General features: G+C 50.9%; 23 protein-coding genes and 1 pseudogene. 11 read left to right on the top strand and 13 right to left on the bottom strand.

Going from position 1 to position 25,535, the window contains the following annotated elements; all coding sequences use genetic code 11:
- Window positions 1-87: 87 nt before the first annotated feature.
- A complete protein-coding gene (locus DEQ92_RS20675) occupies window positions 88-1,269 on the top strand; it encodes a glycosyltransferase family 4 protein (RefSeq protein WP_158547643.1) in 1,182 nt (393 codons plus the stop codon).
- Here the strand turns inward: DEQ92_RS20675 and DEQ92_RS20670 are convergent.
- Together DEQ92_RS20670 and DEQ92_RS23310 are read right to left on the bottom strand one after the other, a co-directional pair.
- Window positions 1,246-2,772: a flippase gene (locus tag DEQ92_RS20670; RefSeq protein ID WP_158547642.1), complete on the bottom strand. Its 1,527-nt coding sequence runs from the start codon at window positions 2,770-2,772 to the stop codon at window positions 1,246-1,248. The two genes, DEQ92_RS20675 and DEQ92_RS20670, sit on opposite strands and share 24 nt — an antisense overlap.
- A gap of 4 nt (window positions 2,773-2,776) precedes the next feature.
- Window positions 2,777-3,661 (bottom strand): hypothetical protein, encoded by an 885-nt coding sequence (locus DEQ92_RS23310; RefSeq protein ID WP_147299525.1) that lies wholly within the window; start codon window positions 3,659-3,661, stop codon window positions 2,777-2,779.
- A gap of 178 nt (window positions 3,662-3,839) precedes the next feature.
- Here DEQ92_RS23310 and DEQ92_RS20665 point away from each other — a divergent pair, with 178 nt between their 5' ends.
- Window positions 3,840-4,772, top strand: coding sequence for a glycosyltransferase family 2 protein (locus DEQ92_RS20665; protein WP_115821687.1), 933 nt, complete (start codon window positions 3,840-3,842; stop codon window positions 4,770-4,772).
- Between the two features lie 68 nt (window positions 4,773-4,840).
- Here DEQ92_RS20665 and DEQ92_RS23305 read toward each other — a convergent pair whose 3' ends face one another.
- Window positions 4,841-6,463 carry a hypothetical protein gene (locus DEQ92_RS23305; protein WP_147299524.1) on the bottom strand — a complete coding sequence of 541 codons (1,623 nt, stop codon included), beginning with the start codon at window positions 6,461-6,463 and terminating at the stop codon, window positions 4,841-4,843.
- A gap of 215 nt (window positions 6,464-6,678) precedes the next feature.
- Here DEQ92_RS23305 and DEQ92_RS20660 point away from each other — a divergent pair, with 215 nt between their 5' ends.
- Window positions 6,679-7,143, top strand: coding sequence for a dTDP-4-dehydrorhamnose 3,5-epimerase family protein (locus tag DEQ92_RS20660; RefSeq protein ID WP_115821686.1), 465 nt, complete (start codon window positions 6,679-6,681; stop codon window positions 7,141-7,143).
- 2 nt (window positions 7,144-7,145) lie between these two features.
- Here DEQ92_RS20660 and DEQ92_RS20655 read toward each other — a convergent pair whose 3' ends face one another.
- Complete coding sequence (locus DEQ92_RS20655; RefSeq protein ID WP_115821685.1) at window positions 7,146-8,477, bottom strand: sulfatase-like hydrolase/transferase; 1,332 nt, start codon at window positions 8,475-8,477, stop codon at window positions 7,146-7,148.
- 112 nt (window positions 8,478-8,589) lie between these two features.
- Here DEQ92_RS20655 and DEQ92_RS20650 point away from each other — a divergent pair, with 112 nt between their 5' ends.
- Together DEQ92_RS20650 and DEQ92_RS20645 are read left to right on the top strand one after the other, a co-directional pair.
- Window positions 8,590-9,663, top strand: a complete 1,074-nt coding sequence (locus tag DEQ92_RS20650; protein ID WP_115821684.1) for a glucose-1-phosphate thymidylyltransferase — start codon at window positions 8,590-8,592, stop codon at window positions 9,661-9,663.
- A 2-nt stretch (window positions 9,664-9,665) separates the two neighbouring features.
- The gene (locus DEQ92_RS20645; RefSeq protein ID WP_004041942.1) at window positions 9,666-9,845 is read left to right on the top strand and encodes a hypothetical protein; all 180 of its coding nucleotides are present in this window, start codon (window positions 9,666-9,668) and stop codon (window positions 9,843-9,845) included.
- Here DEQ92_RS20645 and rfbD read toward each other — a convergent pair.
- Window positions 9,833-10,735 (bottom strand): dTDP-4-dehydrorhamnose reductase, encoded by a 903-nt coding sequence (gene rfbD / locus DEQ92_RS20640; RefSeq protein WP_115821683.1) that lies wholly within the window; start codon window positions 10,733-10,735, stop codon window positions 9,833-9,835. The two genes, DEQ92_RS20645 and rfbD, sit on opposite strands and share 13 nt — an antisense overlap.
- Window positions 10,736-10,788: 53 nt before the next feature.
- Here rfbD and rfbB point away from each other — a divergent pair, with 53 nt between their 5' ends.
- Window positions 10,789-11,721, top strand: coding sequence for a dTDP-glucose 4,6-dehydratase (gene rfbB, locus DEQ92_RS20635; protein WP_115821682.1), 933 nt, complete (start codon window positions 10,789-10,791; stop codon window positions 11,719-11,721).
- Window positions 11,722-12,192, top strand: a complete 471-nt coding sequence (locus tag DEQ92_RS20630; RefSeq protein ID WP_004975896.1) for a GDP-mannose mannosyl hydrolase — start codon at window positions 11,722-11,724, stop codon at window positions 12,190-12,192.
- Window positions 12,193-12,203: 11 nt separating this feature from the next.
- On the opposite strand, the gene DEQ92_RS20625 is transcribed toward DEQ92_RS20630, so the two are convergent.
- The 3 genes from DEQ92_RS20625 to DEQ92_RS20620 all read right to left on the bottom strand — a co-directional run bounded on the left by DEQ92_RS20625 (window position 12,204) and on the right by DEQ92_RS20620 (window position 14,990).
- On the bottom strand, window positions 12,204-13,427 hold the full coding sequence (locus DEQ92_RS20625) for an RNA-guided endonuclease TnpB family protein (RefSeq protein ID WP_115821681.1): 1,224 nt from the start codon (window positions 13,425-13,427) through the stop codon (window positions 12,204-12,206).
- Window positions 13,428-13,550 (bottom strand): hypothetical protein, encoded by a 123-nt coding sequence (locus DEQ92_RS24435; RefSeq protein ID WP_004975901.1) that lies wholly within the window; start codon window positions 13,548-13,550, stop codon window positions 13,428-13,430. It abuts the gene before it with no gap.
- Between the two features lie 195 nt (window positions 13,551-13,745).
- Complete coding sequence (locus DEQ92_RS20620) at window positions 13,746-14,990, bottom strand: glycosyltransferase family 2 protein (RefSeq protein ID WP_115821680.1); 1,245 nt, start codon at window positions 14,988-14,990, stop codon at window positions 13,746-13,748.
- A 172-nt stretch (window positions 14,991-15,162) separates the two neighbouring features.
- On the opposite strand from DEQ92_RS20620, the gene DEQ92_RS20615 reads away from it, so the two are divergent.
- Window positions 15,163-15,735: a metal-dependent hydrolase gene (locus DEQ92_RS20615; RefSeq protein WP_233516919.1), complete on the top strand. Its 573-nt coding sequence runs from the start codon at window positions 15,163-15,165 to the stop codon at window positions 15,733-15,735.
- Between the two features lie 604 nt (window positions 15,736-16,339).
- On the opposite strand, the gene DEQ92_RS20610 is transcribed toward DEQ92_RS20615, so the two are convergent.
- The gene (locus DEQ92_RS20610; protein ID WP_115821678.1) at window positions 16,340-16,816 is read right to left on the bottom strand and encodes a type IV pilin; all 477 of its coding nucleotides are present in this window, start codon (window positions 16,814-16,816) and stop codon (window positions 16,340-16,342) included.
- Between the two features lie 314 nt (window positions 16,817-17,130).
- On the opposite strand from DEQ92_RS20610, the gene DEQ92_RS20605 reads away from it, so the two are divergent.
- Both DEQ92_RS20605 and DEQ92_RS24565 read left to right on the top strand, forming a co-directional pair.
- Window positions 17,131-17,910, top strand: coding sequence for a hypothetical protein (locus tag DEQ92_RS20605; protein ID WP_115821677.1), 780 nt, complete (start codon window positions 17,131-17,133; stop codon window positions 17,908-17,910).
- Window positions 17,911-18,456: 546 nt separating this feature from the next.
- Window positions 18,457-18,582, top strand: coding sequence for a hypothetical protein (locus tag DEQ92_RS24565; RefSeq protein ID WP_394338715.1), 126 nt, complete (start codon window positions 18,457-18,459; stop codon window positions 18,580-18,582).
- A gap of 486 nt (window positions 18,583-19,068) precedes the next feature.
- On the opposite strand, the gene DEQ92_RS20600 is transcribed toward DEQ92_RS24565, so the two are convergent.
- From DEQ92_RS20600 to DEQ92_RS20585, 3 genes are all read right to left on the bottom strand, one after another.
- The gene (locus DEQ92_RS20600; RefSeq protein ID WP_115821676.1) at window positions 19,069-19,695 is read right to left on the bottom strand and encodes a PKD domain-containing protein; all 627 of its coding nucleotides are present in this window, start codon (window positions 19,693-19,695) and stop codon (window positions 19,069-19,071) included.
- A 984-nt stretch (window positions 19,696-20,679) separates the two neighbouring features.
- Complete coding sequence (locus DEQ92_RS20590) at window positions 20,680-22,206, bottom strand: flippase (RefSeq protein ID WP_115821674.1); 1,527 nt, start codon at window positions 22,204-22,206, stop codon at window positions 20,680-20,682.
- Window positions 22,207-22,278: 72 nt separating this feature from the next.
- Window positions 22,279-23,709: a sulfatase gene (locus DEQ92_RS20585; RefSeq protein WP_115821673.1), complete on the bottom strand. Its 1,431-nt coding sequence runs from the start codon at window positions 23,707-23,709 to the stop codon at window positions 22,279-22,281.
- Between the two features lie 194 nt (window positions 23,710-23,903).
- On the opposite strand from DEQ92_RS20585, the gene DEQ92_RS20580 reads away from it, so the two are divergent.
- Window positions 23,904-25,184: an RNA-guided endonuclease TnpB family protein gene (locus DEQ92_RS20580; RefSeq protein ID WP_115821672.1), complete on the top strand. Its 1,281-nt coding sequence runs from the start codon at window positions 23,904-23,906 to the stop codon at window positions 25,182-25,184.
- Between the two features lie 236 nt (window positions 25,185-25,420).
- Here DEQ92_RS20580 and DEQ92_RS20575 read toward each other — a convergent pair.
- Window positions 25,421-25,535: pseudogene (locus tag DEQ92_RS20575) on the bottom strand (IS630 family transposase); the annotation flags it as partial.

The following is a 25,535-nucleotide window of genomic DNA, read 5'->3' as shown; positions in this document are numbered from 1 at the left end:
TGTTGAGAAATATACAAGATCGAATATCAGCTCAATCTCAATAAGCCAAAGATATATATGCCGTGTTCGTCGTTCACTAACCAGAATATGAACATATTACAGGTGAGTCCATATAATATCTTTCCGAAGAATACCGGTGGCGATGAAAGAACACAGGGAATTGCGTATCCGCTTGCTGAGGATCATCATGTAATTCGGTACTGTACTAATGGAATTCTGACAAAGCTGTATGAGCAGTGGGGAAGTGATAGTATTTCACTAGATTATAAGCTTGAAATGAATGGTGTAACCGAGTATCAACCAAACAGCTTGTTACTAGATTTGCCTAATGTCATAGGATATTTATCAATGTCTCAATTTGGGAAATTTATTTCTTCAAAGATTCTCAACATGAGAATTCCTTCTGACCTTGATTCGTTATGTAGGTGGGCAGATGTAACCATTATCGAGCGTCCGTGGTTTGTAAAAACCATTAGCAACGATTATGACACACATGTCATCTATTCATCTCATGACGTTGTATCTGACTTATACGACTCTGTTCTTGGAGACTTTCCACTTAGAGATGCCTTTTTAAAATCAGTAAAAAATATTGAAGAGGAGGCCCTCACTAGTGCAGATCACCTAATCTGTGTTTCTGAGGAAGATGTTGTGCGTTACCACGAGAAGTATTCGATTGAAATTCCTTCTTTATCGATTCCCAATTCTGTAAGTCAGGAACGATTTGCTGAAAAAGAATACGTAACAAACGACCCAAATCACGCGGTGTTTCTTGGAGCGAACCGAAAACCGAACCAGAACGCAGTGAAAAAAATAATTGAATCTACCCAAATTGTAAGAGAAACCCACCCAAGATTCAAAACATCTATTGTTGGTAGTGTATCCAATCATTTTGCTGATCTTGACATGGATTGTATCAATCTGGTTGGATATGTTGAGGATTTAGGAGATACTCTCTCCAAATTCGATATTGCACTTAACCCAGTTACTGAAGGAGGTGGATCGAGTGTCAAAATGATTGATTACTGTTCGTCTGGATTGCCAATTGTCACAAGCGAATTTGGTTCTCGTGGCTTTGGTTTCAAAGACAGGGAGCATGTTTTGATAAGTGAGACAGATACGACTCAATTTGCAGATGCTATCAGAACGTTATTAGACAATGACGATCTTAGACGCAAGATTCAACAAAATAGCCAAGAGTTCGCGTGTAAAAATTATACTTGGGAGGGCTACAAAGACGATCTATTAGATATTCTCCCAGACATTTGACAATGATTTGATAATGCCTAACTCATTGGCTAACTGATAATCTTCTTCTTCAAATCCGAGCAGGGCAAGACATATTAGATATACCGTAGGAGCTACGATTAAGCCAAATATCAATGACAAGATACCAGCCAACTGATATGATATAAGTGCTAGACTTGACAAACAAACACCACCCGCGACAAGAGGCTTATATATATTTCGTTCAAACGGGTGAAAACCTTCGAAGTACCAGACTTCAATTATTCGTATCGGGTTAACTATTCCAACCGATATCAATGTAGCAACTGCCGCACCTCTAAGACCGATCGCATCAATCAGTATGAAATTCAAAATTACATTTGACATCCCAAGCAACCAGTTATTTATCAATACTAAACGCTCATTGTCAGTCATCATTAACATATAACCACAAGGACCACTAGATGATTCAATCATACCCCGAGATGCTAAGATAATCAGGATTGGGTAAGCAACTGCAAACCCATCACCAAAATATGAAAGGATAATGTCACCAAAAACCACGATTAGTATGACAATTGGGAGTGACCCCGTCAGAGACCAACGAGTGATTGTTTTATAGAAGGAGTTCAGTTCAGAGAACTCACCACTACCGTACAAATTGGACGCTCGCGGTGGGAATATCTGGTTCAGTCCCGTGAGAGGCAAGAGAACAACAGTAGCTATAACTGCAGCAGACTTGTACAGTCCAACATCAGAACCAGTCAGCAATAATGACACAATTATAATGTCTGCTTGATTGACTAGAAAATAACCAGTCTGACCGAATGTTAATGGGAGTGAGTACGAAAAGTATTTTTTTAGCAATCCTCTCTCAGTTGGTACACTAAACTCCAAATCAGTCTTTTGATAAAACGCGACCATGGAACTGACAGATAAAACTAAGGTGATGGCAACAAAGAAAATAGATATTATAATAACTGGCTCACCATTCAGTCCGCCAAACTCAATGAGAAGAATTGAACCGATAACGGCTGTCAGACGAGAGGTTGGAACTAGAATTTCTGAAATAGTGAGTTGAAACAGCGGAAGTTCTAATGACCGAAATGAGTTTTGAATCACTCGTATTAGTCCATATAGAGGAATCAGAACGGCGAAGTATCGTAGTACTTGTGTGAATATATCAGAGTCAAGTGTATAATTTGAGATCGAGGGGGACAGCACAACTATTGATATCGCTAAAGCCGAACTCACAATGAGCACAGAGACAAGCGACAGGCCTACAATATCCTGTTTATAATTGTTATCATCAGACGTAGGAATAAATCGCATTAGGGCATTATCGGTTCCTAAATCAGAGAAGTTCAACAACGACTTCAATATTGTGTCGGCAAATGTCACCAAACCATACCCTGCAGGCCCCAAGTAATTTGATAAAATTATATTGAATATAAACTCTAAAGGGTACTGAATCAAACGCCCCACGTAGAATATAGCAGCGCCGTACGCTGTCGACGCTAAAGAGCTTGATTTCTCTTCACTCACGGTGTTATTCGACATACCCTAGGTTTTTGAGCCGATCGCCAATTACGTCTTGGTCGAAAGACTCCTTTTTCTCTGGCTCCTCGGAGATTATGTTCTTTTGAGTATCTGACTGATAGAACAGCCATGGTACATCAACTAGCTCTGGAGTGTACAAACCACGCGGGTGGCCCCAATCTGAAATTGGAATTGGTGATGACTTTTCACCAACCATGTTGCCATGATCCGAAGTGACTACTGTGTTTCCTCTGAGAATAGATAGAAGTTCTCTGAGAGCCGGTACTACTTTTTCTAAATTCTTCACGTATGGGGGCCAGATTTCATCGGGCTCTAATTCAATGTCTCCTTTGCGTAGTTTGATCCAAAATTGAGTTTCAGATGTTTCACCTGGGTCCGGAATTTGTTTATCGAATTCAGTATTAGTAATGAAAGGGAAGTGAGGTTGCATAAAATGTACAATTAATCTCTTATTTGGATACTCCTGGTCTGCAGACTTTGCAGCTTTTAAAATAGTTTCGGGGAGAACGGTTCCAAACTTAGAGTCCCAACCCTCCGACCAGACATCAATTATCTTATGGAAATTGAAATTGTGACTATCTTGGATTCGTCGCAACATAGGATTTCCAGTCACGTAGACTGTATCTGTTGCATCTCGTGATTCGAAATTCTCTTCGAGAAACTGAGCTGTCATTGATCCTTTTGACTGTACCTTTGAAAGTTCGCCAGGGAGATCGACATGTTTGTCAAACATGTCATACCGACATGCATCAAGCAAGAGGAGATTATCCCAATCACTAGAAAGAATATCTTTACCATTCTTAAAACGAGACTGATAAAAGTAGTTGTGGAATCTTAGATTAGCATATCTCATCATGTGAGGTAACGTGTACATGAACTTGTTAAGAATCAACAACATTTTTATATTTATACTTGTTGGTTAAGTCGCTAAACTGGTACCGAATCTTGTATTCAAGAGGTTTCAGAAGAGTTCATAAGAGATGTAACATATAGAAAATTTGTTTGCTTTGTGACAAGCTATTTATTCTAGAACTGACTCGGTTCTAACATAGATGGGTGAAGATTCAGAGGTAACCGCGTGCTTGATAATTAATTGGAATAACTACAATGATACTGCTGAATGTATTAACATGGTGGAAAGTATTGATAAAGAACATTTGGAGGTGATTGTGGTAGATAACGGATCAGATGACGGTTCTGGAAAACGGATTGAAAAGAACTTCAATGATATTGAGATGGTGTTTGCTGAAAAAAATGGTGGATTCGGGAGTGCGGTTAATATCGGTGCAAAATGTGCAATCGATCTCGGTGCTGATTATCTATGGTTGTTGAATAATGATATTATTCTTCCAGAGGATTTCCAATTAAGACCGCTTATCAATGAGGTCGATAGTAGTACTGGTTTGGTGACTCCGTTAATATATCACGATGAGGATAGAGAAAAGATATGGTTTTCAAAGGGGAATATCAACAAAAAGACGGGAGAAACGAGCCATGAGTGGTATAGTTCGCTGATCTCGATACTGAAAAGTAAGTTTGGATCAAGCCCCAATTTTAAATCAGCATATATTCAGAATGACTATATTCCATTTGCTTGTGCTATTTTGTCACTAGATGTGTATGAACAGGTCGGTCATTATCCAGAAAATTACTTCTTATACTACGGAGATGCAGAGTATTGTCGTCGTATACGAAAATCTGGATTTGAGATCAAGACCAAAACTGACCAATGGGTCGAGCATAAAGTGAGCTCGTCTTCGGGGGGGTCACTCACACCAATACCATCCTACTACACAGCTCGGAATAAGTGGATTTTCGCAAAGCAATTAGGAACATCAAACAGATTCTATTCTCACTTCATATATTGGTTCACCACGAGGTTATTGCATCGACTAATTCACCTAGAAATTCAGGGTGCAAGAGCATTAGTCCAAGGTACGATTGACGGATTCAAAGGAGAAGAGTACCGTGGGAGATATCCATAGGAATCTAACAAATAGTTATTGTGTAAGAAGACATCATCTCCCATCCCAATTTCGTTGACAAACAATCACTAACTATTTACTGAATCGGACATATATACATCAGTACCGCCATTTGTGTATGTCTTGTTTGAAACTGCAGAAAGCATCACAGGGAGATCTGGGTTTGGAACAGTTTCTACTGATCCCAAGTGGATCATCATTGTATTTTTCATATCGCCGGTGACTACGAATACAGTCCTCCCATAAAATGCCTGTTTTGGATCGGTGTAGTAGATACTAACCAGTTTTGACCCCTTATCAGGGGTGGCGTAAGGTGGTGTCCCCGGACCTGGGACATCTGTATATATTCCAGAATCAACTGTGTGAAGAACAGACAGATAGTTGAAATCGCTAATGAATTTTTCATGTGAGGCAAACGTCGAAGCCCACCTTCCAGAGTGTAATTCAGAACTTGAGACTCCGTTTACTTCCGCTGATACAGAATCTTGAACGGAATATGTCGTCGCCATTGGGACTGAAATTAATATAACCGCAACCGAGATTAGAGCTACTTTCTTAGTTTTAGATCCACCCTTCTGGATCTTGTCAATAAACTCTACAAATAGGTATGAGCCGAAGATTGGCGTGAATACAATGGCTAATATGATTGGATTCAAACCACCGCTCCCACCAACTACAAATGATGCTACAGTATTGACTATCCCTTGTGATATCAGTGCAACTAGAACAATTGAGTATGTGAAATGAGGTCGAAGAGCGAGTTCCTGTCGGTTAATAGATGTAAACTTCGATGATATTCGTATGAGTAATGGCTTTGTCGAGTATATTAAAAGGATTAACGACACGATCCCAGATAGAACAAAAGCGATTCGGTACGGCGATGTGTAGTCAATAGTATACAAATAACTAGAGATATAGTTACTACTGGTACCACCGAGATCTATACCTGATTGAAGATATGGTATAACCAGGGCAGTTGCATGCGCAAAAAAACCAAAAATAATGGAAGAGGTTGCAATTACCATTAATAAATAAATACTCGCTGCAACATGGCCTGTTGATGTATATTTTGAGAGGAAGAGACCAATCGTAATAATACTGAAAAGAACCATGTGTGCCACAGGGACTGTCTTCCCCGCAAACAATAATGCTGGAGCAACAACAAATAATAGCGATAATCTCTTTCTAGACTCGATTTCCATTGACAACGTATATATTATCAGTAAATAAAGCAGCCAAACAATAGCTCCACGGTGGGCAGATGTCATTTGAAAGAAATTGAGGAACTTAAACACGACTGCAAGTACTATTCCTGAAAAAAACGCAGGTCTGCGACCAACTAACTGTTTTGCTAATAAGGCCTGGGTTAGAATCATCGCGGGAGTAAATATCGGCAGGTTTTGAACCTTAATAACCGAAACACCCCATACATACGAGCTGATAACCACCATTAATGGACCTGCAGTATTTTGCACAAATCGCTCCAACCACCCGATTAACTCGGGCCCTTCGCTAAACGAGTTATATCCTGGTAGACGTGATTGTTCGGAAATTACTTCAGCTAAAACGTTACCCTGGTACCTCCAGTACGGGTCATATGGCAATTTAGTCCCATCCTGTACGAAGACTAAGCTAAAGACAGATATCATTGCCAGTACGCAGATTATTTCTAACTTGAGTGTCCGTTTCATTGTAGTCTCATTACTGAATGAAGTACTTGAGATAATATATCATCAGTTAATCGTCTGTAGCCATTCAATCATTCCATAGCAAGGGGACAACCTGATAAATAACTGTGGCTATTAGTACCGGTGAAATTGGGCGCATAACATGAAACAATAGTTTCAAAGACTGATGTAAATATGCACAGTAAGGTTGATAAACAAAATCCAACAAGTAATAAGAGATGATTCACGACGTCGAAGTCCGCGACCTCCAAGTCAACGCCGACCAGCGCGGCCACTTGGTCGAAGTGTTCCGAAGTGACTGGGACGAATACGAAATCGACCCGGAGATGTCCTACTACTCGATGACGTACCCCGGAGTCGTACGAGCCTGGCATCGCCATCTCAAGGGGCAGATCGACCACTTCGTCTGTCCGAAGGGCCGCATCACGGTAGGCATCTACGACGACCGAGAAGACTCGCCCACGCAGGGCGAACTCGACACGTTCGTCATCGGCGAGCACAACCAGCAGGTCATCCGTATTCCAGGTGACTGCTGGCACGGATTCAAGGCCATCGGTGACGAGCCATCGCTGCTCATCAACTACCCGACGAACCTCTACGACTACGAAGACCCCGACGAAGAGCGGATTCCGTACGACGACGACCGGATTCCATACGACTGGAACGCAGAGATTCACGGCTGACGCTACTCGGCGTATCCAAGATCGGACAACTGCTTTTGCACGTCGTCAGATAGCTCAACAGACGAACCGGTAGCGCGTTCTCGTGGGACGTAGTTCATCAGACGAGATTTAGTCTCTGGATCGTCAATTTGTTCACCAGTTTCAAAGTCAATGAGAACCGAGCGATCTGTTGTTGGGACATAGATGAGATGCTCATTCCCCTCAGTAACGCTAATTTGGTTTGGTCCGTAGGCGATCTCTTGGGAAAGTAACGCAGTCTCTCCAGTTGAAGGTTCTTGTAACGGTTCTCCGTCAAACTCAACATTTACCGTAGCATCCATTTCCGAGAGAATTGTCGGGACGATGTCTGTTGAACTCCGACGTGTTGTAGACCCAGAAATCGATTCAAGGTTGGTTATGATTGGAACTTCGAGAACTGGAGGGACGAGCGCGTGACCATGACCAACACCGCTAATTCCTCGAGAGTCCTCGAAATGTTCTTCCTCGAATGATTTGTATTCCCAGAACTCTTCGCCGTGGTCGCTTGTCACGATAACAATTGTATCCTTAAGTTCAGCTAGTTCATCAAGAACACGCTCAATCTCTTCATCAACGTAGCGAAGAAGCGTATCATATAGTAGCCCTCTTGCTGAACGGTATCGTTCGAACTTATCGTTCTGAACCTCATCGGGAGAGCCGAATCGCCAACGATCAATTCCATCGATATTAGGTATTTCGTCGAAATACTCGATTTGGGGATCGTGTAACGGCTCATGCAGATCACCCAGTTGTACGTAGCCGAACTTCGGACCAGATGTGTTATTCCACCACCGTTGAATGTCTGAAAGAATGTCTCCAGCATCTACATCATGGCGTGGTTTCACGGATTTGAACCGACCTTTAATAGGGATTGCTGCGGTACCAATTGCAGTTATAAACCTGGTTTTGTATCCTACTGATTCGAGTAAGTCTGCAAGCGTGTGGACATTGTCTCGAATGCCATTTGGAGGGTTGCTCAGATCCTGATTTCTGGAGGAGTCGTCTGGGTACGCTGCCCCATGATTATGAGGGTAAAGTCCTGTGAGGATAGAGGGAACTGAACTGAACGTCCACGGTGCCGCAGCAATTGCTGGAGAGTATGAATTGAGTGAGTCAAGAAAAGGGGTCGTTTTACGATGATATCCGGACACAGAGAGCCTATCATTACGAAGGCAGTCGATAGTAATGATGAGGACGTTCTGTTGCTTATCCACATCAACCGTCGGAGAGTTCATACCACTTCTCATTTCATATACCAATCGACTCCGTAACTGTCGAAATTTATCAAGGCCGACTTTGCCGATCTCTTTAATCATTGAGACCTCGTTTCTGGGGAAGATTTATAAGATTTTGCTACAGCTGATTTTACCAATAGTTCGAGCAAGCGAACCATACTTGAGTCAGTATGATAACATCACAGACACAATCATGAAAGGCGTACTTCTCTCAGGAGGCACGGGCTCCCGTCTCCGACCCATTACCCACACCGGGCCGAAGCAACTCGTGCCGGTCGCGAATAAACCCGTCCTCGAATACGCGGTCGAGGACCTCAAAGAAGCGGGAATCACCGAAATCGGCGTCATCCTCGGCCACAAGGGCCGCGAAGAAATCCAGAACCTCCTCGGCGATGGTTCGGACTACGGCGTCGAGATTACCTACATCGTCCAGGGTAACCCCCTCGGCCTCGCCCACGCGGCGGGCTGTGCGAAGGACTTCGTCGGCGACGACGACTTCGTGATGTACCTCGGCGACAACATCCTCAAAGAGGGCGTCGTCGACCTCGTCGAGAGCTTCGAGTCGGGCGACTTCGGTGCGGGCATCGCGCTCCAGGAAGTCGAGAACCCACAGCAGTTCGGGATTGCGGACGTCGACGACCAAGGCAACGTCACCCAACTCATCGAGAAGCCGGACGAGCCACCGACGAATCTCGCACTTATCGGGATGTACGTCTTTTCGCCTGCGGTCTTCGACGCCATCGAGCAACTCGAACCCTCGTGGCGTGGTGAACTCGAAATCACGGACGCGATTCAGTCACTCCTCGAAGACGGCTACGCCATCGACTCGCACGTCGTCGAGGGCTGGTGGAAAGACACCGGTAAGCCCGAAGACATCCTCGAGGCGAACCAACTCGTCCTCGAAGACAAGTCGCTCAAAAAGCGGGGCACTGTCAGCGACGATGCAACCGTCGATGGCCGTATCGAACTCGCGGAGTCGGCGACCATCGAAGACGGCGCAGTCGTCCGTGGCCCGGTCTCCATCGCGGATGGCGCGGTCATCAAGGAAGGAACCTACGTCGGCCCGTACACGTCTGTCGGTCCGAACTCGACACTCGAAGGCGTCCACATCGAGAACTCGGTCGTCATCGGTGAGTCGAGCATCAACACCTCCGGCCGCATCGTCGACAGCCTCCTCGGCAAGGGCGCGAACATCGGCAGTGCGGACGACTTCCTCCCGGAGGGTCGTCGCCTCGTCGTTGGCGAGAACTCCCAACTGAAACTCTAACCATGCACATCATCACCCACGCCTGTACGCAGTGTGGAACCGTCGTCTCAGCGAACGAACTCGAATCGAACCGCGTGATGAAGTGCCCCGGACTGGGCTGTGAGAACGTCCTCCGCTTTACGGACCTCGACCAGGCCGACCAAGAGCACTTCCTCGACAACAAAGCCAGCTACGAACTGTAATCGCTGAACGCGGCTTCGAGCGCCGCGAGGTCGGCGTCCAACATCGGCTGTGACCGCCCGAGTTCGCCTTCTACCTTCGACACATCGAGACACGAGCGTCGCGGCCTCGCCGCCGGGCGGTCGAGGTCGGCCATGACTGACGACTCGATGAGCGTCGGATCGCCACCAATTACCTCACAGATTTCCGCACCGAAGTCGGAAGGCGTGACGGCCGACTGACTAGCCACGTGGTACGTCCCCGACACACCGGCATCGAGGAGTTCCAGCGTCGTCGTGGCGACGTTGCCGGCCCGACTGGGCGTCATCGTCTGGTCGGTGAACAGCGGGACCGTGTCACCGGCGGCGAGCGTCGAAGCGACCCACTGGGGGAAGCCGACGAGATCACTCGTGTCACCACGTGCGCCGTAGACGAACGACAGACGGAGAACGAGCGCATCAGCATTCACCTCACGGACGGCACGCTCACCGGCGAGCTTCGAGCGGCCGTACTCCTGAATCGGCGCGGTCTCGGCATCCTCCTCGTAGAGCCCGTCTGTTTCGCCGTCGAAGACGTAGTCCGTCGAGTAGTGAACGAATAGAATCTCGCGGTCGTCACACACCGCCGCGAGGTCGCCCGGCGCGGTTCCGTTTACTGCAGCCGCCAACTCGGGATTCGATTCACAGCCGTCCACGTCAGTATAGGCGGCGCAGTTAATCACCAGATCAACGTCGTACTCATCAAGCAACTCTACAACCCGCTCAGTATCCGTGATATCGATTTGGTGGAGGGGACAGTCGAAGGCGGGTTCCTCGGAATGATAGCCGCCGACGACCTCGTGGCCCTGCTCGCGGAGCGTCCGGACGACGACACTCCCGAGCAAGCCGTTAGCGCCGGTGACGAATGCGTACATGTACTCGTTGTGTCGATGAAAATGTAAATATATGCTGCCTCTGTTGGTGGCATATGGACGTACTCGTTACTGGTGGTGCCGGATTCATCGGTTCGAATTTCGTGCGGTATCTGCTCGATACCGGCGACGATTCAGTCGTCACGCTCGACGTGCTCACCTACGCCGGGTCGCGTGACAACCTCGCCGGCTATCTCGACCACCCGAACCATCGGTTCGTCGAGGGTGACATCCGAGACCGCGAGCTTGTTGACGACCTCGTGGCCGATGCCGATGTCATCGTGAACTTCGCTGCGGAGTCGCACGTCGACCGCTCCATCGGTGGGGCCGAGCCGTTCGTCTCGACGAACGTCCAGGGGACTCAGACACTCCTCGATGCCGCCCTCGATGCGGATATCGACCGGTTCCTCCAGATTTCGACCGACGAGGTGTACGGCGAGATTCACGAAGGGAAGTTCACGGAAGACGACCCACTCGCGCCGCGAAACCCCTACTCGGCGACGAAAGCCGGTGCGGACCTGCTCGTTCAGAGCTACCGAGAAACCCACGACCTACCGACGCTCATCACGCGGACCTGCAACAACTTCGGTCCGCGACAGCACCCGGAAAAACTTATTCCGAAGTTCATCCAGCGCGCCGCGAACGGCGAGACGCTCCCGGTCTACGGCGACGGCTCGAACGTCCGCGAGTGGATCTACGTCGAAGACAACTGTGCAGCGCTCGATGTCGTCCTCCGAGAGGGCGATATCGGCGAGGTGTACAACATCGGCAGCGGCGTCGAACTGTCCAATCTCGAAACGACGGAGAAGATTATCGAAGCCGCCGGTGGGTCGGAAGACCAAATCGAGTTCGTCGAAGACCGCGCGGGCCACGACCAGCGCTACGCCATCGACGCGACGAAGACGAAGGCGCTCGGCTGGGAACCCACGTGGAGCTTCGAAGACGGCCTCGAGGCCTGCGTCGACTACTACCTCGGCGACGACGAATAGATGGCTGACCAACGCACCCAGGCGGACGAGCAGGACACGTGGATTCCCGATGACGAGTGGGAAGCAATCGTCGCGAACGTCCCGCTGGTCTCCGTCGACCTCGTGATTCGCCACGAAGGCGGCGTCATCCTCGGCCTTCGTGAGAACGAGCCCGCACGCGGTGAGTGGTTCGTTCCCGGTGGGACGGTGCTGAAAAACGAGACACTGACGGATGCCGTCCACCGCGTCGCTGACGAAGAGTTAGGCGTCGATGTGACTATTGAGTCGCGACTGGGGACGTTCGAACACTTCTACGACACCTCGGAGGTCGAGGGCGTGGACTCGAAACACTACCTTGCGACTGCGTTCGAGGTAACACTCGACGACGACACCCTCGAGATGGACGCCCAACACAGCAGACTGGAGGTCTTCGAACCACCGTATGAAAACCTCCACCCGTACGTCGAGCGATACCTCCAGGCACTCGAGTGAACTACCCCACCCTACCGCTCGCCTGACGGCTCGCGCTTGAGGGTGGGGCTTCCTGTTTCAACGACGCGCTTTGCAGATACCGAGGTATCCACAGGGAGCGCAGTCTCCACAGGCGTTGATTCGGAGCGCCCCGCTCCTAACCGCTTCTTGACACCGCGAGAAAGAATGTTCCACGCCGCGTTCGCGTCTCTATCCGCCTCGAAACCGCACGCCGGACAGGAGTGTTCGCGCACCCACAGCGGCTTATCCGTCGAAACGCCACAAGACGCACACTCTTTGGTCGTTCCGCGCGGATTCACCGCGACGAAGTGCGTTCCTTCGCGTTCGCACTTGTATTCGAGCATCCGAAGGAACGTTCCCCACGCCGCACCTGCTCGGTTCCGTGAATTGCCCGGCAGTTCGACCAACCCCTTCGCGTCCAAGTCCTCAACGGCCACGAGGTCGTACTCCCGAGCATAGTACGCCGAGAGCTTGTGAAGGAAGTCACGGCGCTTGTTCTTCAACTCGGCGTGGCGTTCGGCCACGACCTTCCGCTGTTTCTCCCAATTCGCAGACCCGTGCTGTTTCCGCGAGAGGTCACGCTGTGCGCGTTCCAAGCGTTCGCGTTCGTCTGAGAGGTCGAGCGATTCGACGGCGGTGCCGTCGGTGTCGTGAGCGTACTTGAGAATCCCCACGTCGATGCCGACGCACCGCTCGGGATTCTTGGGTTTCGCAGGCGGGTCGTCAGGGGTTTCGACGCCGAGGATAGCGTACCACTCCCCGGTCGGTTCTTGCTTGACCGTGACGGTCTTGATTTCGGCGTCGTCGGGGAGGTCGCGGTGGAAGGTGAGCGGAATTTCTCCGAGTTTTGAGAGCCACAGTTTTGTCTGACCGCTCGTGTTCTTGAGCTTGAAGCCGGATTGACTGTAGGTGAAACTGCGGTACTCATCCGGTGCCTTCCACTTGAGGGTGCCGACGCGGTAGCCGTTCTCTTTGCGACCGCGAAGCGTCGAGAGGTTGTCGTACAGCCGTTGTACGACCTTCTGTAGTACCTTCGAGTGAACTTGTTTCAGGTCGTTCCACCACTTTTTGAGACTCGGCAAGAGTTTCTGTTCGCTGTATGCCGAGGTGTCGTCGGTTCGGTTGAGACGGTGGAGAAAGTGGTTGTAGACCTGTCTACAGGTATCGACAGTCCACGCTAACTGTTGTTCGAGAGCGTCGGACGGTCGGAGTCGATACCTGTAGTTGTAGTTCATCTACGAGCGTTCTTCGATGAGTTCGTCAAGTTTCTCTTGGACGAACGATGAGAGGTTGAGGTGGTTCTCCTCGACCCACTCGGCTTGGTCGTCACGGATAGAGATGTTCTTGCGCGTTGCCATACCACACAATACACAAACTACACAAATATGAATTGCGATTGCGTGGGCCTGTGGGCCGAGCGCCGGACGTGTTTGAGAACCGTTCGGCGCTGTATCCCCTCTCTACTCACTCGCTTCACTCGTTCGTTGAGGAAGGGGCCTTAGCGCCTACTTTCAGGTAATCGAAGGGAACGTCGCGAGAGAAGCGGTGCCGGGTTACTCGCCGAGCGAACCCAACAGGAACGACCCGAACACCATCTGCAACCCGACCACCACAGCAACCGTCGCCACAACGTCGGCAACCGCGATCGGCAGCGCACTGAACCCACTGGTCACCCACGTCACTGCAAGGTAGCCACCGTAGGCCAACCCACCGAGGAACACGAGCGAGCCGATCGTCGCCCCTCGCTCGAGCGAAATCCGCTTCGTAAACCAGGTCGTAAACGGATCAGAGGCCCCACGAACCGGATCCGAAGACACCGTCGAGAAGGCTCCGAACAGCATCAGTTGAAACCCAGCGAGCGTCAACAACCCACCACCAATCCCAGTGTGAATGCCGAACTGCGCACCACCGATCTCCAGACCACTCCACGCCAGCACCAGCGCCAACACACCAACCACAGACAGGCCGAACCCGGGTGCCGAAAACAGGTAGCCGGGCGCATTGACCAACATAAACCGAACGTGTCGCCAGCCATCGGGGAAGCTCTCCAGATTGGCCTCACCCTCACGCGGGTGATACGTAATCGGCTTCTCTTCGATCTCGAGATCCTTCGCGCCGGCCTCCATGATCATCTCGCTGGCGAACTCCATGCCCGTCGACGAACACTCCATGGTCTCCCAGGCGTCTCGAGTAAAGACGCGCATCCCACTATGCGCGTCACTCACGCCAGCGCCGTAGAACACGTTCAGGAATTTCGTCAACAACGGATTCCCAACGTGTTCGTGCAGCGGCGGCATCGACCCAGGCAAGATTTCACCCTCCAGCCGCGAGCCCATGGCCATATCCGCATCACCGGACCGAACCATGTTCAACAGCTTGGGAAGTTCCTTGAAGTCGTAGGTGCAGTCGGCGTCGCCCATGGCGATGTACTGGCCGCGGACGCGCTCGAAGGCGTACAGGTAGGCGTAGCCGTAGCCCTTGCCGTCGGGTTCGATGACGACCGCACCATTCTCCTTCGCAATCTCGGGCGTGCGGTCGTCCGAGCTGTCGGCGACGACGACCTCGCCGTAAATCTGCATGTCCTCAAGGGCGGCTTTGACCCACTCGATACACTGGGCGATACCACCCTCTTCGTTGAGAGTGGGCATCACGACCGAGAGCGTGGGCGTGATCTCGCTGTCTGCGGACAGGAGCAACTCATCACCGCTGAGTTGGATATCCGATGCTGACGTACCGTGTTTGCCGTCACCCAGCTGTTTTGCATGCTGAGTGTCGTTGTGTGTGCTTGACGTTCCCATAGAGATTGACCACCTGTTTGTGAGCACCGCCGAATCACTGTGCAGTGTTCGGTGCACTCCACGAACGGCTTCTATTGTGTTGACTCGGAGAGGCTCGTAAAGAGTTTATCGTCTGAGCAGTCTGTATAGACAGAATATAATATTGATAATATATATGTAGAAACAATTTTCGATGAGTGAGTTTATGGGCGGGACGCACATCCATCGGTGTGTGTATCCCCTTGGCCACCTCGCATTCGGCTATCTCTCCGTCGTGGCCCTCGCTCGCGTGCGTGACTGGGAGTTTCAGTACCCTCACGGACTGACGCTCGCCCTCCTCGCGGTCGGGACGCAACTCCCCGACCTCATCGACAAGCCGCTGGCCTACGCGGGCGTGCTCCCCAACGGCCGGTCGCTCGCACATTCACTCCTCATCGTCGTCCCCGTCGTGTTCCTGGGCGTCCGGTATCTCTCGCGTCGAGGCTACGGAACTGAAGCGCGGGTGCTCGCGGTCGCAATCGGGTCGCACCTCCTCGGCGATTCGTATCTCCTCGTTTTCCGCCAGGAGTGGCGCGAACTCGGCTTTCTGTTGTGGCCCGTCGTCCCAGCCCTCCAGTACCCGAGCGACGACATCGCCCCGTGGGTCCGGATTCTCAACGCCGGCTTCGACAGCCCACAGATGCAGTTCCAGTATCTGTTGTTCGCCGGTGCCGCGACGATCTGGCTCGTGAGCGTCTATCGACGACGCCGGCGACCGGCGGCGTGACACTCCAAAGATATAACGTACATATGGGTGTTTCACAAGCCGATGAAAGTAGTTAGAATCCCAACTATTTTGTTCCATGCTAACATATGCCAATATTGGGGGTAGGAACGAGTTGTCAGCTCGGCACCCAACATCGAACGACGGCTGCGTATCTGAGTGACCACCAGCGGTCGGTGAGTTACTGACTCGCGACGCTTGCAGGGGATTGGTCCCCGCGGTCTCCTCTCGGTGGTTGGCGTGCGTGTCGACGAAGACCGCTCCCCGGTCGGCGTCGATCTCGTGCGAACACGGGTTGGTGCAATCCCAATCAATATACTCGTGCTTCTGGTAGTCAAGGCTAGGAGCACGCGCGTACGACACACGCTCTCAGCCACCCTATGATCGACGAGTCAACGACGATTGGCCGTTGTCCGGACTGCGAGATGGAACTACGCGAGTATCACGTGTTAATTGAGTTCGAGACGGAAGACGGCGGGACTGGCGTGTTCGCGGACTGTCCCGAGTGTGATGACGTTGTACGTCTGGATCGGTAGGTGCGCGAATGTATTCGGTAGTCAGCCTTGGACAGCGTACTCAGTTCTCAAAAACAGATTGAATCAGGTCGTTACTGCGGAGCGGCCTGCTTCTGCAGGGTTGCAGAGTTCGAGCCGGATTCGGACGTCCAGACGACGCGCACGACTTCACCACTCCAGGCGGGGTCCGTCCCAGCGGGGGCCGTTTTCACAATCGTTGCCGAGCTCCCAGCCGCGACATCCGTTGGGAACGTACTGCTGTAACTGTAGACGTCCCCAGTAGCAGCAACATCGGCCCCATCGATGCTTACGGTTAAGCGGTCCGCCGAGATACCTTCGCCGGATTCGTGGGTGACGACGAGTTGAGCGTTCGTCCCACCGCCAGGAACGTCGTCTGTGAACGCAAAGGTAAACGAAGCCTGCGGGGCGGTGTCACCGACTTGGTCACCGAGGCCGAGGACGAACGTCCCGATGACGGCCGCGAGGATGACGGTAATCGCGACCATCAGAATGACGCCGATAACCGGCGAAACAGCGGAGTCGTCGTTGAAGAGGTGTGTAAGTTGCATTGTATATCTCCTGTGCCCAAACAGACGGCGGTCGACCGATAGGTCGGCGCGTGCCGCACGCAGCGAACAGATGACGTACCTGTTGCGTACTGGCGACCCCTGTAAGGGTGTACAAATTAACATATGTTGGCTATAGTAATAAAGATAGATTGAGTGACTATCTCATAGCACGGGATAATCACAAACACAGACAATTACAGAGAGAATCTATCTAAACAACCCATCAGAACCGATCTAACGAATCACCATTGTTACGTTCGTCCTGAATGTCTTGAATCGAGATAGTTATCTCTGAGCAACACGTTCGGACTCTCATGCCGCTTGCGACGGAACCAGCAGTCGCGCGGACGTACATAACACCGATCGATGACCCGTGGGCGTACGTTCTGCAGTATCGCGAGACGATGGACTACGTTGCGGCCAACCCGAATTCGGGATCAACCGCGGTTAGCACTGCCCTCAATCTCCCACGGGGGCGCGTCCGTGAGTGGATGGATGGGAGCGTCCCTGACGTGGTTCGTGGGCTCCGTACGGCACGTGAGCGCGGGTGGCTTCCTGAGTCGCTTCGCCACCCGCAAGCGCGCCTACTGAACTGTCTCGTCGCAGCGGTGTTTGCCAGCGGAAGCATCGCTCTCGAGAACTACCGACCGTCGTTTGTCGTCGACGACACCACTAGCGAGGGTGTCACCGAGGTGCTTGCCACGCTTGGTGCCGGCAGTCGGGCGATCCACGCTGATGATGACCGGCGTGCGACTGAACTCATTCCCCGGCGTGATGGAGCAGTATTGGGACGCGTGCTCGCTGCGGCTGGCGCACCAGTCGGCCCGAAAGCTCAGTTGGAGACGCTCTCGCTCCCCGCGTATCTCGACGACGCGCCGCTGTCGATACAGGTCGATTTCGTCGAAATCTACGTCGACAGCCGGGGATCGGAACTCGAGGGGAAAGCAACGACACCGCTACTTGAACAGCGAAACGAGACGTTTCGGCGCGACCTTGCAGCGCTCGTCTCACAAGTGACCGACGAACCCGTCTCGGTCGGCACCAACGGCGTTTATCTGTCGGCGACAGCTGCGCGTCGACTCGGTGTGCGTTGAGCACCAAGTGTCACCACCAAATGGGGAGGCGTGATGTGTGACGGCTGTTGTCGCAGTACGACGTGAATGAGGATTACTCGTTTAAACACACATATCAGATGGATGTATAAATTGAAGTTATATCATCTCTATTCCTCCAGAGATATGTTGTTTCTGAGATTAAATCCCCACTATATTGTATAGAATGGTAAATAGGAAGATAGAATGATAATTATTACTTCAATATCTTTGGATAAAATACATATGTTTAAGCCCAATAGTGTGTGAAACAAACATATAACTAATATTAGTTTGTGGGCTGTCTATTTGCTGCTCGGGTGAGCGTCTGCCTCGCGCTCCCAACGTTTCCGTTGGTTGTCCTAACCGACAGTTCTATTCTATACGATATTCGCGATGAGAACCTCAGCTACCTCGATCTCGTCTAGTGAGAGGTCAGTGTCGACAGCAAGACGGTACTCACGATACAGTTGTTGAACTCACTGTGTACGAACGCGTGAAGCCGAGTGATGCGGAACTCGTCTTCTATCTCGGTGAGTGCGTAATCTGATGCAGGACACGGAGAGCCTGTCAGTTCTCGAAACCGTGTTCCGGAACCATCACAATCACGACCCCTCGATTCGGTTCGTCATCCAGACCGTCGATGCGCTCTTCTACCACCCCGAGTCGGTGTGATTCGGCTCTGTTGAAACCCTCTTCCCGTCTTGCGATTTGTTGAGAGACTAGTTTTTACTGTGATCCACGGAAACTAGCCAGAAGGAGCGTTCTCTCCAATGTCAACGCTGAAGGATTTCAACAGAGCCTGTGATTCACGATCAATGGACGGTCAAACAGTCTCACCATCTCGACGAGATGGCTGAGCACTGGGCCGATGAATTTGGGCTGGGTCACGCCCAGGTACTGTTTGTACAGACTGCCAGCCGAAAAAACGGGGGAGTCGGCATGTGGAGGTGTTAGCTGGCGTCGACGGCGAGTGGCGGTGATCGTGTAGAGACACTCCCGTCCGAACGTGGTTATTTGGTCTCGGACTGACCGGCTTGAAACACTCCTCAGCACGTCTTCGTGAGCCGTGATCAGTCCGCGACTGCACCGTCCGAACTTGGGCAGAGCCCACCACAAGTCCTGTGGACTAGTGAGCGGCGGTGCAGGAACGTATTCCAGTCAGTTCACACCGATTTTGATGTTCTCTGTCGCCTTACTGCCACTGTAGTCGCTTGAGGCGATGACGTACACAGTGTAGACTCCTGGGTTGCTGAAGGAGTAGTCGAGGGTTTGTCCCCAGTTTTCGCTACTGACGGAGTTCCCCTCGGCATCATCGATGCTCCAGCTGTACTGGGTATAGCCACCTTCGGCCGCATAGTTTGTCGCCTCAAAGGAGACTGTCTCACCGGTACTCGGAGCGTCAGTACTGGCCTCGATATCTACGGTTTCGTCGACCGTTACGTCGATCTGTGCGGTTGCACGACTGTCGTCGACATCACTCGAGGCAATGACGTACACGGTGTAGTCACCGGGGCTGGAGAACGTATGGCTGATGGCTTCGCCCCATTCACCATACACGTCGTTGCCATCGGCATCTTCGATGCTCCAACTGTACTGGGTATAGCTTCCACCAGGGTTGTAACCAACTGCTTCGAACGTCGTCCGATCCCCCAGTGAGGGACTCGTAGTGGTTGCTGCAATTGAGACGGACGCAGCGGTTGCTGACCCAATCAGCGCTGACCCTGCGACCAGGCCGCCAGTTAGTTTGAGGGCAGTTCGTCGAGTGGAGTTCAGGTGATCTGACATCCATGTGAGTAGCCACTTGCTGTTAGTATAATTATATTTCAAGCTGACATTTGTGTGGGGTACCCAAGAATATTTGTTAGACAGCTAACTATTATCTGGCTTACTAATCTCTGTCCGAAGAGAAGTCTAGGTGTGATGGTTCACCCGTAGGCGCGAGCTTGGATAGAGGAATACTGAATCTGAACGTCGAGTATTCGCCACTACCCTTCGCGGCAGAAGAAGAATTCATGCCGAATACCACACCCAAAAGGGCATGGAAGCGTGCCCGTGGCATTGACATCCACCCCGCCCTGAAGGGCGTGGATTCCCACGGCACCGCACCGCTGGGTTGGGATGTTTAAGGTTCGTAGCCCCCCGGTGTGGACAACTACTGGCTGTGCCAATCAGCCGTTACTCCTATCCCGTGAGGGATTCAGAGATACTTGCTTTCTGCACCCCCGTGTTCCGGCACAGAAAGGGGTGCTTTCTGCTTGGAATCGGGGAATCCCGATATTGTCCGATTAGTAGGGTGGGCGTGCCGCCTCGGATAGATGTTAGTACCCTGACGGACTACTTAAAAACAGCCGTTCAACACGTCGAACACCGTATGTGGAAGGGGTGTCGGATTCATCCCCGCGCTGAAGCACGGGGCTTTCTCCTTGACTTTCCGTAATTCCAACTGATCTTGTTTCGAGGTGTGACTAGTACTGCTGGTGAGTAGACGAGACACTGTTGATGCTTCCAACCCCAACAGCAGTAGCCGCTTTGTGGTCTCTGAGTATATCAACCAGCACAGTCGACCGACGAATCAATACGGGAGAGACCACGCGACTTCTGACTAGCCAGCCGACGGGTGACCCAAGTAACAACATGAGCAACATACTTACGCGCACAGACAAACCAATACTCGGTACAGTTGATCCCCATTTGGGATTGAAGTGCCTGTCCAAGCTGTTGTTTCAGTCGTACCCCTCACGGGGATTTCAAGAACGGATAGTGGTGGTGTTACTCTTGGGCGAGTCGACGAATAAATCCGAGATTGATATCTAACCTGTCTTCTACTTGTTCAACTAGTTTGAGTTCTTCTTGTTCAACCCCGCCATATCGAAGAACGATTACGAGATAGAGTGGCAAAAACACCACCAGTACTGGGATGAGAACAAGTGGTCTAACTACAGTTGCAGCCGAGACTGTAAGATATAGTGCGATCCATAAGAGGACCGCAAGTAATCCGGGTCGGAGAATAGCCGCCCGAAACGGATGTGCATGAAGTTCAGTATGAAGCTGAAAGAGATACAGACTGTTTAAGAGTGCATATCCCACGGTTGTTGCGATAGCTGCACCAACAAGAGAGTAGCGAGGGATCAAAACTATGTTGAGAGCGACGTTAACAGCGGCGACGAGAAGTGTATTGTACATTATTAGACGAGACCGACCAAGAGACATGAGCACGTTCCCATTGGGTCCCGCAATTGTGTGAAGGAAGAATCCGACAGTAAGGATCGACAAGGCTGTGCTCCCAGTAAGATACTCAGCACCGAATGTCGATTGAATAATTAGATGCGGATAAAATGTAAAGAGCAAGAACACCGGTAGCGTCAGTAAGAATATCCATTTTGAGACGACCTGATATGATCGAACAATCTCTTGATAGCGTTCGTTAGCATGGTATTCAGACATCATAGGCATGAACACGAAATTAAATGCGGTGAGAAAAATTGTCAATAGATTTGCTAGGGGGTACGCAACATTATATACGCCAACAGCAGCGGTCGTATCAAAGTAGCCAATCATGAAAGTGTCAAAGTTTGAAAGGATGAGGTCCATGGCGGCCGTAATCATGAGGGGCAAAGAAAACAGGAGTAGCTCTCTGTGCATTGAGGCCGCCTTGATTCGTTTGAACAGAACGGTGTGTTTGACAAGATAATAGAGTGAAAGAACAACGGCGACTGCATAGGCACCGGCGTAGGCCCATGCGATCCCATATGAACCGAGACCTGCCGCAACAGCGACTGCGATCAATCCGAATCGGACGACAGGAAGTGAGATATTCTTAATATACACTCGGGGAAGCGATTCTTGCATTCCACGAATACTACCAATAGTCAGCTTCACAAGGGTTGCGAGGGGGATAATAAGGCCGAATACAGCAAGGACTGGGGCGATCGTACGGTCCCCAAACGCGGACGTCGCGATCTCCTCGGCAAAGAAAAACACACACCCGCCAACAGCGATCGAGAGCGGAATTACAAGTGAATATGCTGATAGCAGAACTCCGCGCCGTTGTTGTGGGTCATCGTACCGAGGGAGATACCGACTGATCCCATTATGCGTGCCAAGAAGAATGAGTGTGGAGCTGGCCACCATCAGCGTAACTCCTAAAGAAACTGCACCATACGCCACTTTCCCGACAAAGCGAGCGATTACCAGACGACCAGCAAATCCGAGGCCAAAATTGAACGCTAATCCTAAGAAGATGACGCCACCCGAGGCGAAGAGCTTCGCAAATACAGAGGAGGATTCGTTGGACATTAGTGCATATTCTTCTTAGATCTGTGTACACTTCGACAGAGCCATCGTATCTAATATCTAGTATTCGTCTGGTTAGTCCGTATAGCCGAGTTGTCGTAACTGTTCAGCAGTTGCATCATCAATGTGGTGGTTGTCGTCGCTAGCGTTTTGGTCATATATCAGTTGACAGTCAGTGAGCCACTCTTCAAGAGTGGTCTGAACTCGCTCAAGAGCAGCAGGATAGTCGGTTGCAACATTGTTTCGCTCGCCAGCATCATCGTCGATCTGGTACAGGAGTTCTTCGTCAAATCTGGAGAGCTTACTATAGAGCACGTCGCGGATTACTGAAAGTGCATATCGAGTGCTTGGAAGCATATCTCGCTGCCGGTACATTTGCTCAATCACATGTCTAAGCGATGGGTATTGGATATCGATATACTTCCATTGACTAGTACGGACCGATCGAAAAGCCGGTTCAATATCGCGAACCTCTGTCTCAGAGAAAATTGGTCGATCCTCATCTGTGGGTTGGTACGGTGGTAATACCTTCCCTTGGACACGTTCCGGTAGCGGTTCACCGTCAACGATGTGATTAACAGTTGGGAAGATGTCAATCAGAGACACCGGCGTGTCAACCGAAGAGTTCGTCGAGACAGTCCCTCTGGGTGGTTTAATAATGAGTGGTACGTGAATGACCTCATCATGTGGTCGATTACCATGGAAGAACTGACCATGTTCACCAAACGCCTCCCCATGATCACCAAGTACGATGATCAATGACTCGTCGTATTCGCCTTGTCGTTTTAATTCATCAATGACGAGCCCAAACTGCTCGTCGGTATACCGAACTTCTGAGTCATAGAGGCCACGGAGATGGTTGAGGTCAGCCTCCGTTAGCTCATCTGGGATTGATTCATGAGTACCATCAATGGGACCATCATATGCCGAGTTAACGAATTCTGTATACTGTGGAGACGAGTTAAGAGGCATATGTGGGTCAATACTCCATGCAAACGAAAACAGATCCTCGCCTGATGAGTTGATACTCGGAAGGAGATAGTCATTGATATCTTCCGCTTTAGGTAGTGCAATCTTATCTTGATTTTCATGCCAGAGCCGCTGCTTGTTTGTCGAGGTATTCGTTCGTTTTCTGATTATCTCGTCTTCTTTATACAGATCAAAGAACTGGTCAAAGCCGACATCATAGCCTAATGCACTTGAGACATTCCCCATTGTTGAAACACCGACTGTCTCGAATCCCGATTGCTTGAGGGACCTGGGCAATCGAGGAAGACCCTTTGAGAAAGTGTCCTCACGATGGCGAACACCGTGGGCTGGTGGATATAGTCCCGTCAGGATAGATGCGCTTACAGGACGCGTCCACGTTGCTGGGGAGAAGCACTGTTCATAGCGAATTCCGTCAGCTGCCAGTGCATCAATATTCGGTGTTGTTTCACGCTGATACCCGTAACATGAGACATGGTCTGCCCGCAGACAGTCAATAACGTAAACGAGTATATTCATTTAGTGGGCTGATTGGTGAAGTGGGAGATTAAACCATCGACACAGAGATTACGAAGAATCGAGGAGAAAGCCCCGTCCTTTAGGGCGGGGATGAATCCGACAATCAACGACACACCCACTGCTTGATTGCACGGCAGGATATTCCACGCTGCGTAATCCATACCTTCAAGTAATCTTCCCGACATAGGTTACGTATGGCGAAACAGGTTGTCACCCGCACCTACACTGCTTCCATCAGGAACCAGCAACAGGTGTCTGACGACCTCGATTCGCTCGGGTTCTCAGCGTCGAAACTCTGGAACGTCGGACGGTGGGTTTGCGACCGCGTGTGGTCGGAGATAGGCCACATTCCCGGTCACAACGAACTCACCTCGTACCTCAAGTCGCACGAACGCTATGATGACCTACATTCGCAGTCAAGTCAGCGAGTCCTGCAAGAACTCGCTGAGGCGTTCACCGGCTGGTACGGCAAACGACGCAACGGAGAGACACGGGCTAACCCGCCGAAGTACCGTAAACACGGCAACGAACACCCCCGAAGCACGGTGACGTTCAAAGCCGCCGGTTTCAAACTCGACACCAAGTACGGGAGGGTCCGACTCTCGAAAGGTTCGAACCTCAAGGAGTATTGGTCGGACTTCATCCTCTGTGAATACAAGACAAGACCTGACGTTGACCTCTCCACCGTAGAGAGCGTTCAACAGGTTCGAGCAGTTTGGACAGGAACCGAGTGGAAACTACAGTTCGTCTGCAAAGTCGAAGGTAAAGTGAGCGAAGCGCCCGGTGAGAAAACCGTAGGTGTTGACCTCGGAATCAACAACTTTGCCGCACTCGCCTACGAAGACGGCCACAGCGAACTGTATCCGCTCAACTGTCTGAAGCAGGACGACTACTACTTCAGCAAGCGCATCGCTCGATGTGGCGACTCCGACTCCGACCAAGCGACGCGGTTGAACCAGAAGAAGTCGGCTCGTCGCACCTATTACTTCCACGCCCTTTCGAAACACATCGTCCAACGGTGTGTTGAGGAGGGGGTTGGAACGATTGTGGTGGGCGACCTCTCCGGAATCCGTGAGGACGAGGGGAACAATGAGTCGAAGAATTGGGGCAAGCACGGCAATCTCGACCTGCATTCGTGGGCGTTTGACCGGTTCACCTCAATGCTGGAATACAAGGCCAAGATGGAGGGCATCGCGGTTGAGCGGGTGTCTGAGCGAGATACGTCGAAGTCGTGTTCGTGCTGTGGTCGGAAGCGTAAGGCGAATCGCGTGGAGCGTGGGTTGTACGTGTGTGATGACTGCGGTGTGGTGGCGAACGCGGATGTAAACGGTGCTGAGAACATTCGACAGAAAGTATCTCCGAGTTCACCGAGTTTGTCGGTGAATAGGAGTAACGGCTGGTTGGCACAGCCTTCGACGTTGTTGTTTGACAAGGAAACTGGTGCGTTCGCACCTCAAGAACAGGTCACGTCGTAAACCACAATATCCCAACTGCGGTCGGGAATCCTCGCACTTCAGCGCGGGGAGGATGTCAATTGGTCCGGTTCACCACAGGGACGCTTGCCTAGTCGAGTTGTATTCGGAATATTCGTAACGTCTCACATTCTCATCACTCTACTGATGAATCATCTGTGATCTAGTGACCCGCCCGCACACGGTGACGTGAGACCGCCGGTAGTGTTCCTAAATCCCGTCAACAACTATAGTAGTCGTTAGAAGTAATTACTCACTTTTGGAACTGAAAGTTGCTCAAGGGCAGTATCAATCGCTGTTGTTAGCTCGTCAAGTGAGTCGAAGAACCGGTTACTCAGAGCTGCTTGAAGCTGT

Origin of the sequence: Haloferax sp. Atlit-6N, from assembly GCF_003383195.1 — an archaeon.
GTDB classification, from domain to species: Archaea; Halobacteriota; Halobacteria; order Halobacteriales; family Haloferacaceae; genus Haloferax; species Haloferax gibbonsii.
The sequence above is the reverse complement of the archived record's forward strand: the minus strand, read 5'-3'. Positions and strand labels throughout refer to the sequence as shown.

Bases quoted from the DNA above. Each gene is read 5' to 3' on its own strand.
- DEQ92_RS20625 (WP_115821681.1), bottom strand. From the start codon at position 13,427: ATGAACTACAACTACAGGTATCGACTCCGACCGTCCGACGCTCTCGAA.
- DEQ92_RS20585 (WP_115821673.1), bottom strand. From the start codon at position 23,709: ATGAATATACTCGTTTACGTTATTGACTGTCTGCGGGCAGACCATGTC.
- DEQ92_RS20630 (WP_004975896.1), top strand. From the start codon at position 11,722: ATGGCTGACCAACGCACCCAGGCGGACGAGCAGGACACGTGGATTCCC.
- DEQ92_RS20665 (WP_115821687.1), top strand. From the start codon at position 3,840: ATGGGTGAAGATTCAGAGGTAACCGCGTGCTTGATAATTAATTGGAAT.
- DEQ92_RS23310 (WP_147299525.1), bottom strand. From the start codon at position 3,661: ATGTACACGTTACCTCACATGATGAGATATGCTAATCTAAGATTCCAC.
- DEQ92_RS23305 (WP_147299524.1), bottom strand. From the start codon at position 6,463: ATGAAACGGACACTCAAGTTAGAAATAATCTGCGTACTGGCAATGATA.
- DEQ92_RS20605 (WP_115821677.1), top strand. From the start codon at position 17,131: ATGCCGCTTGCGACGGAACCAGCAGTCGCGCGGACGTACATAACACCG.
- rfbD (WP_115821683.1), bottom strand. From the start codon at position 10,735: ATGTACGCATTCGTCACCGGCGCTAACGGCTTGCTCGGGAGTGTCGTC.
- DEQ92_RS24435 (WP_004975901.1), bottom strand. From the start codon at position 13,550: ATGGCAACGCGCAAGAACATCTCTATCCGTGACGACCAAGCCGAGTGG.
- DEQ92_RS20590 (WP_115821674.1), bottom strand. From the start codon at position 22,206: ATGTCCAACGAATCCTCCTCTGTATTTGCGAAGCTCTTCGCCTCGGGT.
- DEQ92_RS20610 (WP_115821678.1), bottom strand. From the start codon at position 16,816: ATGCAACTTACACACCTCTTCAACGACGACTCCGCTGTTTCGCCGGTT.
- rfbB (WP_115821682.1), top strand. From the start codon at position 10,789: ATGGACGTACTCGTTACTGGTGGTGCCGGATTCATCGGTTCGAATTTC.
- DEQ92_RS20615 (WP_233516919.1), top strand. From the start codon at position 15,163: ATGAGTGAGTTTATGGGCGGGACGCACATCCATCGGTGTGTGTATCCC.
- DEQ92_RS20645 (WP_004041942.1), top strand. From the start codon at position 9,666: ATGCACATCATCACCCACGCCTGTACGCAGTGTGGAACCGTCGTCTCA.
- DEQ92_RS24565 (WP_394338715.1), top strand. From the start codon at position 18,457: ATGCAGGACACGGAGAGCCTGTCAGTTCTCGAAACCGTGTTCCGGAAC.
- DEQ92_RS20580 (WP_115821672.1), top strand. From the start codon at position 23,904: ATGGCGAAACAGGTTGTCACCCGCACCTACACTGCTTCCATCAGGAAC.
- DEQ92_RS20675 (WP_158547643.1), top strand. From the start codon at position 88: ATGAACATATTACAGGTGAGTCCATATAATATCTTTCCGAAGAATACC.
- DEQ92_RS20660 (WP_115821686.1), top strand. From the start codon at position 6,679: ATGATTCACGACGTCGAAGTCCGCGACCTCCAAGTCAACGCCGACCAG.
- DEQ92_RS20600 (WP_115821676.1), bottom strand. From the start codon at position 19,695: ATGTCAGATCACCTGAACTCCACTCGACGAACTGCCCTCAAACTAACT.
- DEQ92_RS20650 (WP_115821684.1), top strand. From the start codon at position 8,590: ATGAAAGGCGTACTTCTCTCAGGAGGCACGGGCTCCCGTCTCCGACCC.
- DEQ92_RS20655 (WP_115821685.1), bottom strand. From the start codon at position 8,477: ATGATTAAAGAGATCGGCAAAGTCGGCCTTGATAAATTTCGACAGTTA.
- DEQ92_RS20620 (WP_115821680.1), bottom strand. From the start codon at position 14,990: ATGGGAACGTCAAGCACACACAACGACACTCAGCATGCAAAACAGCTG.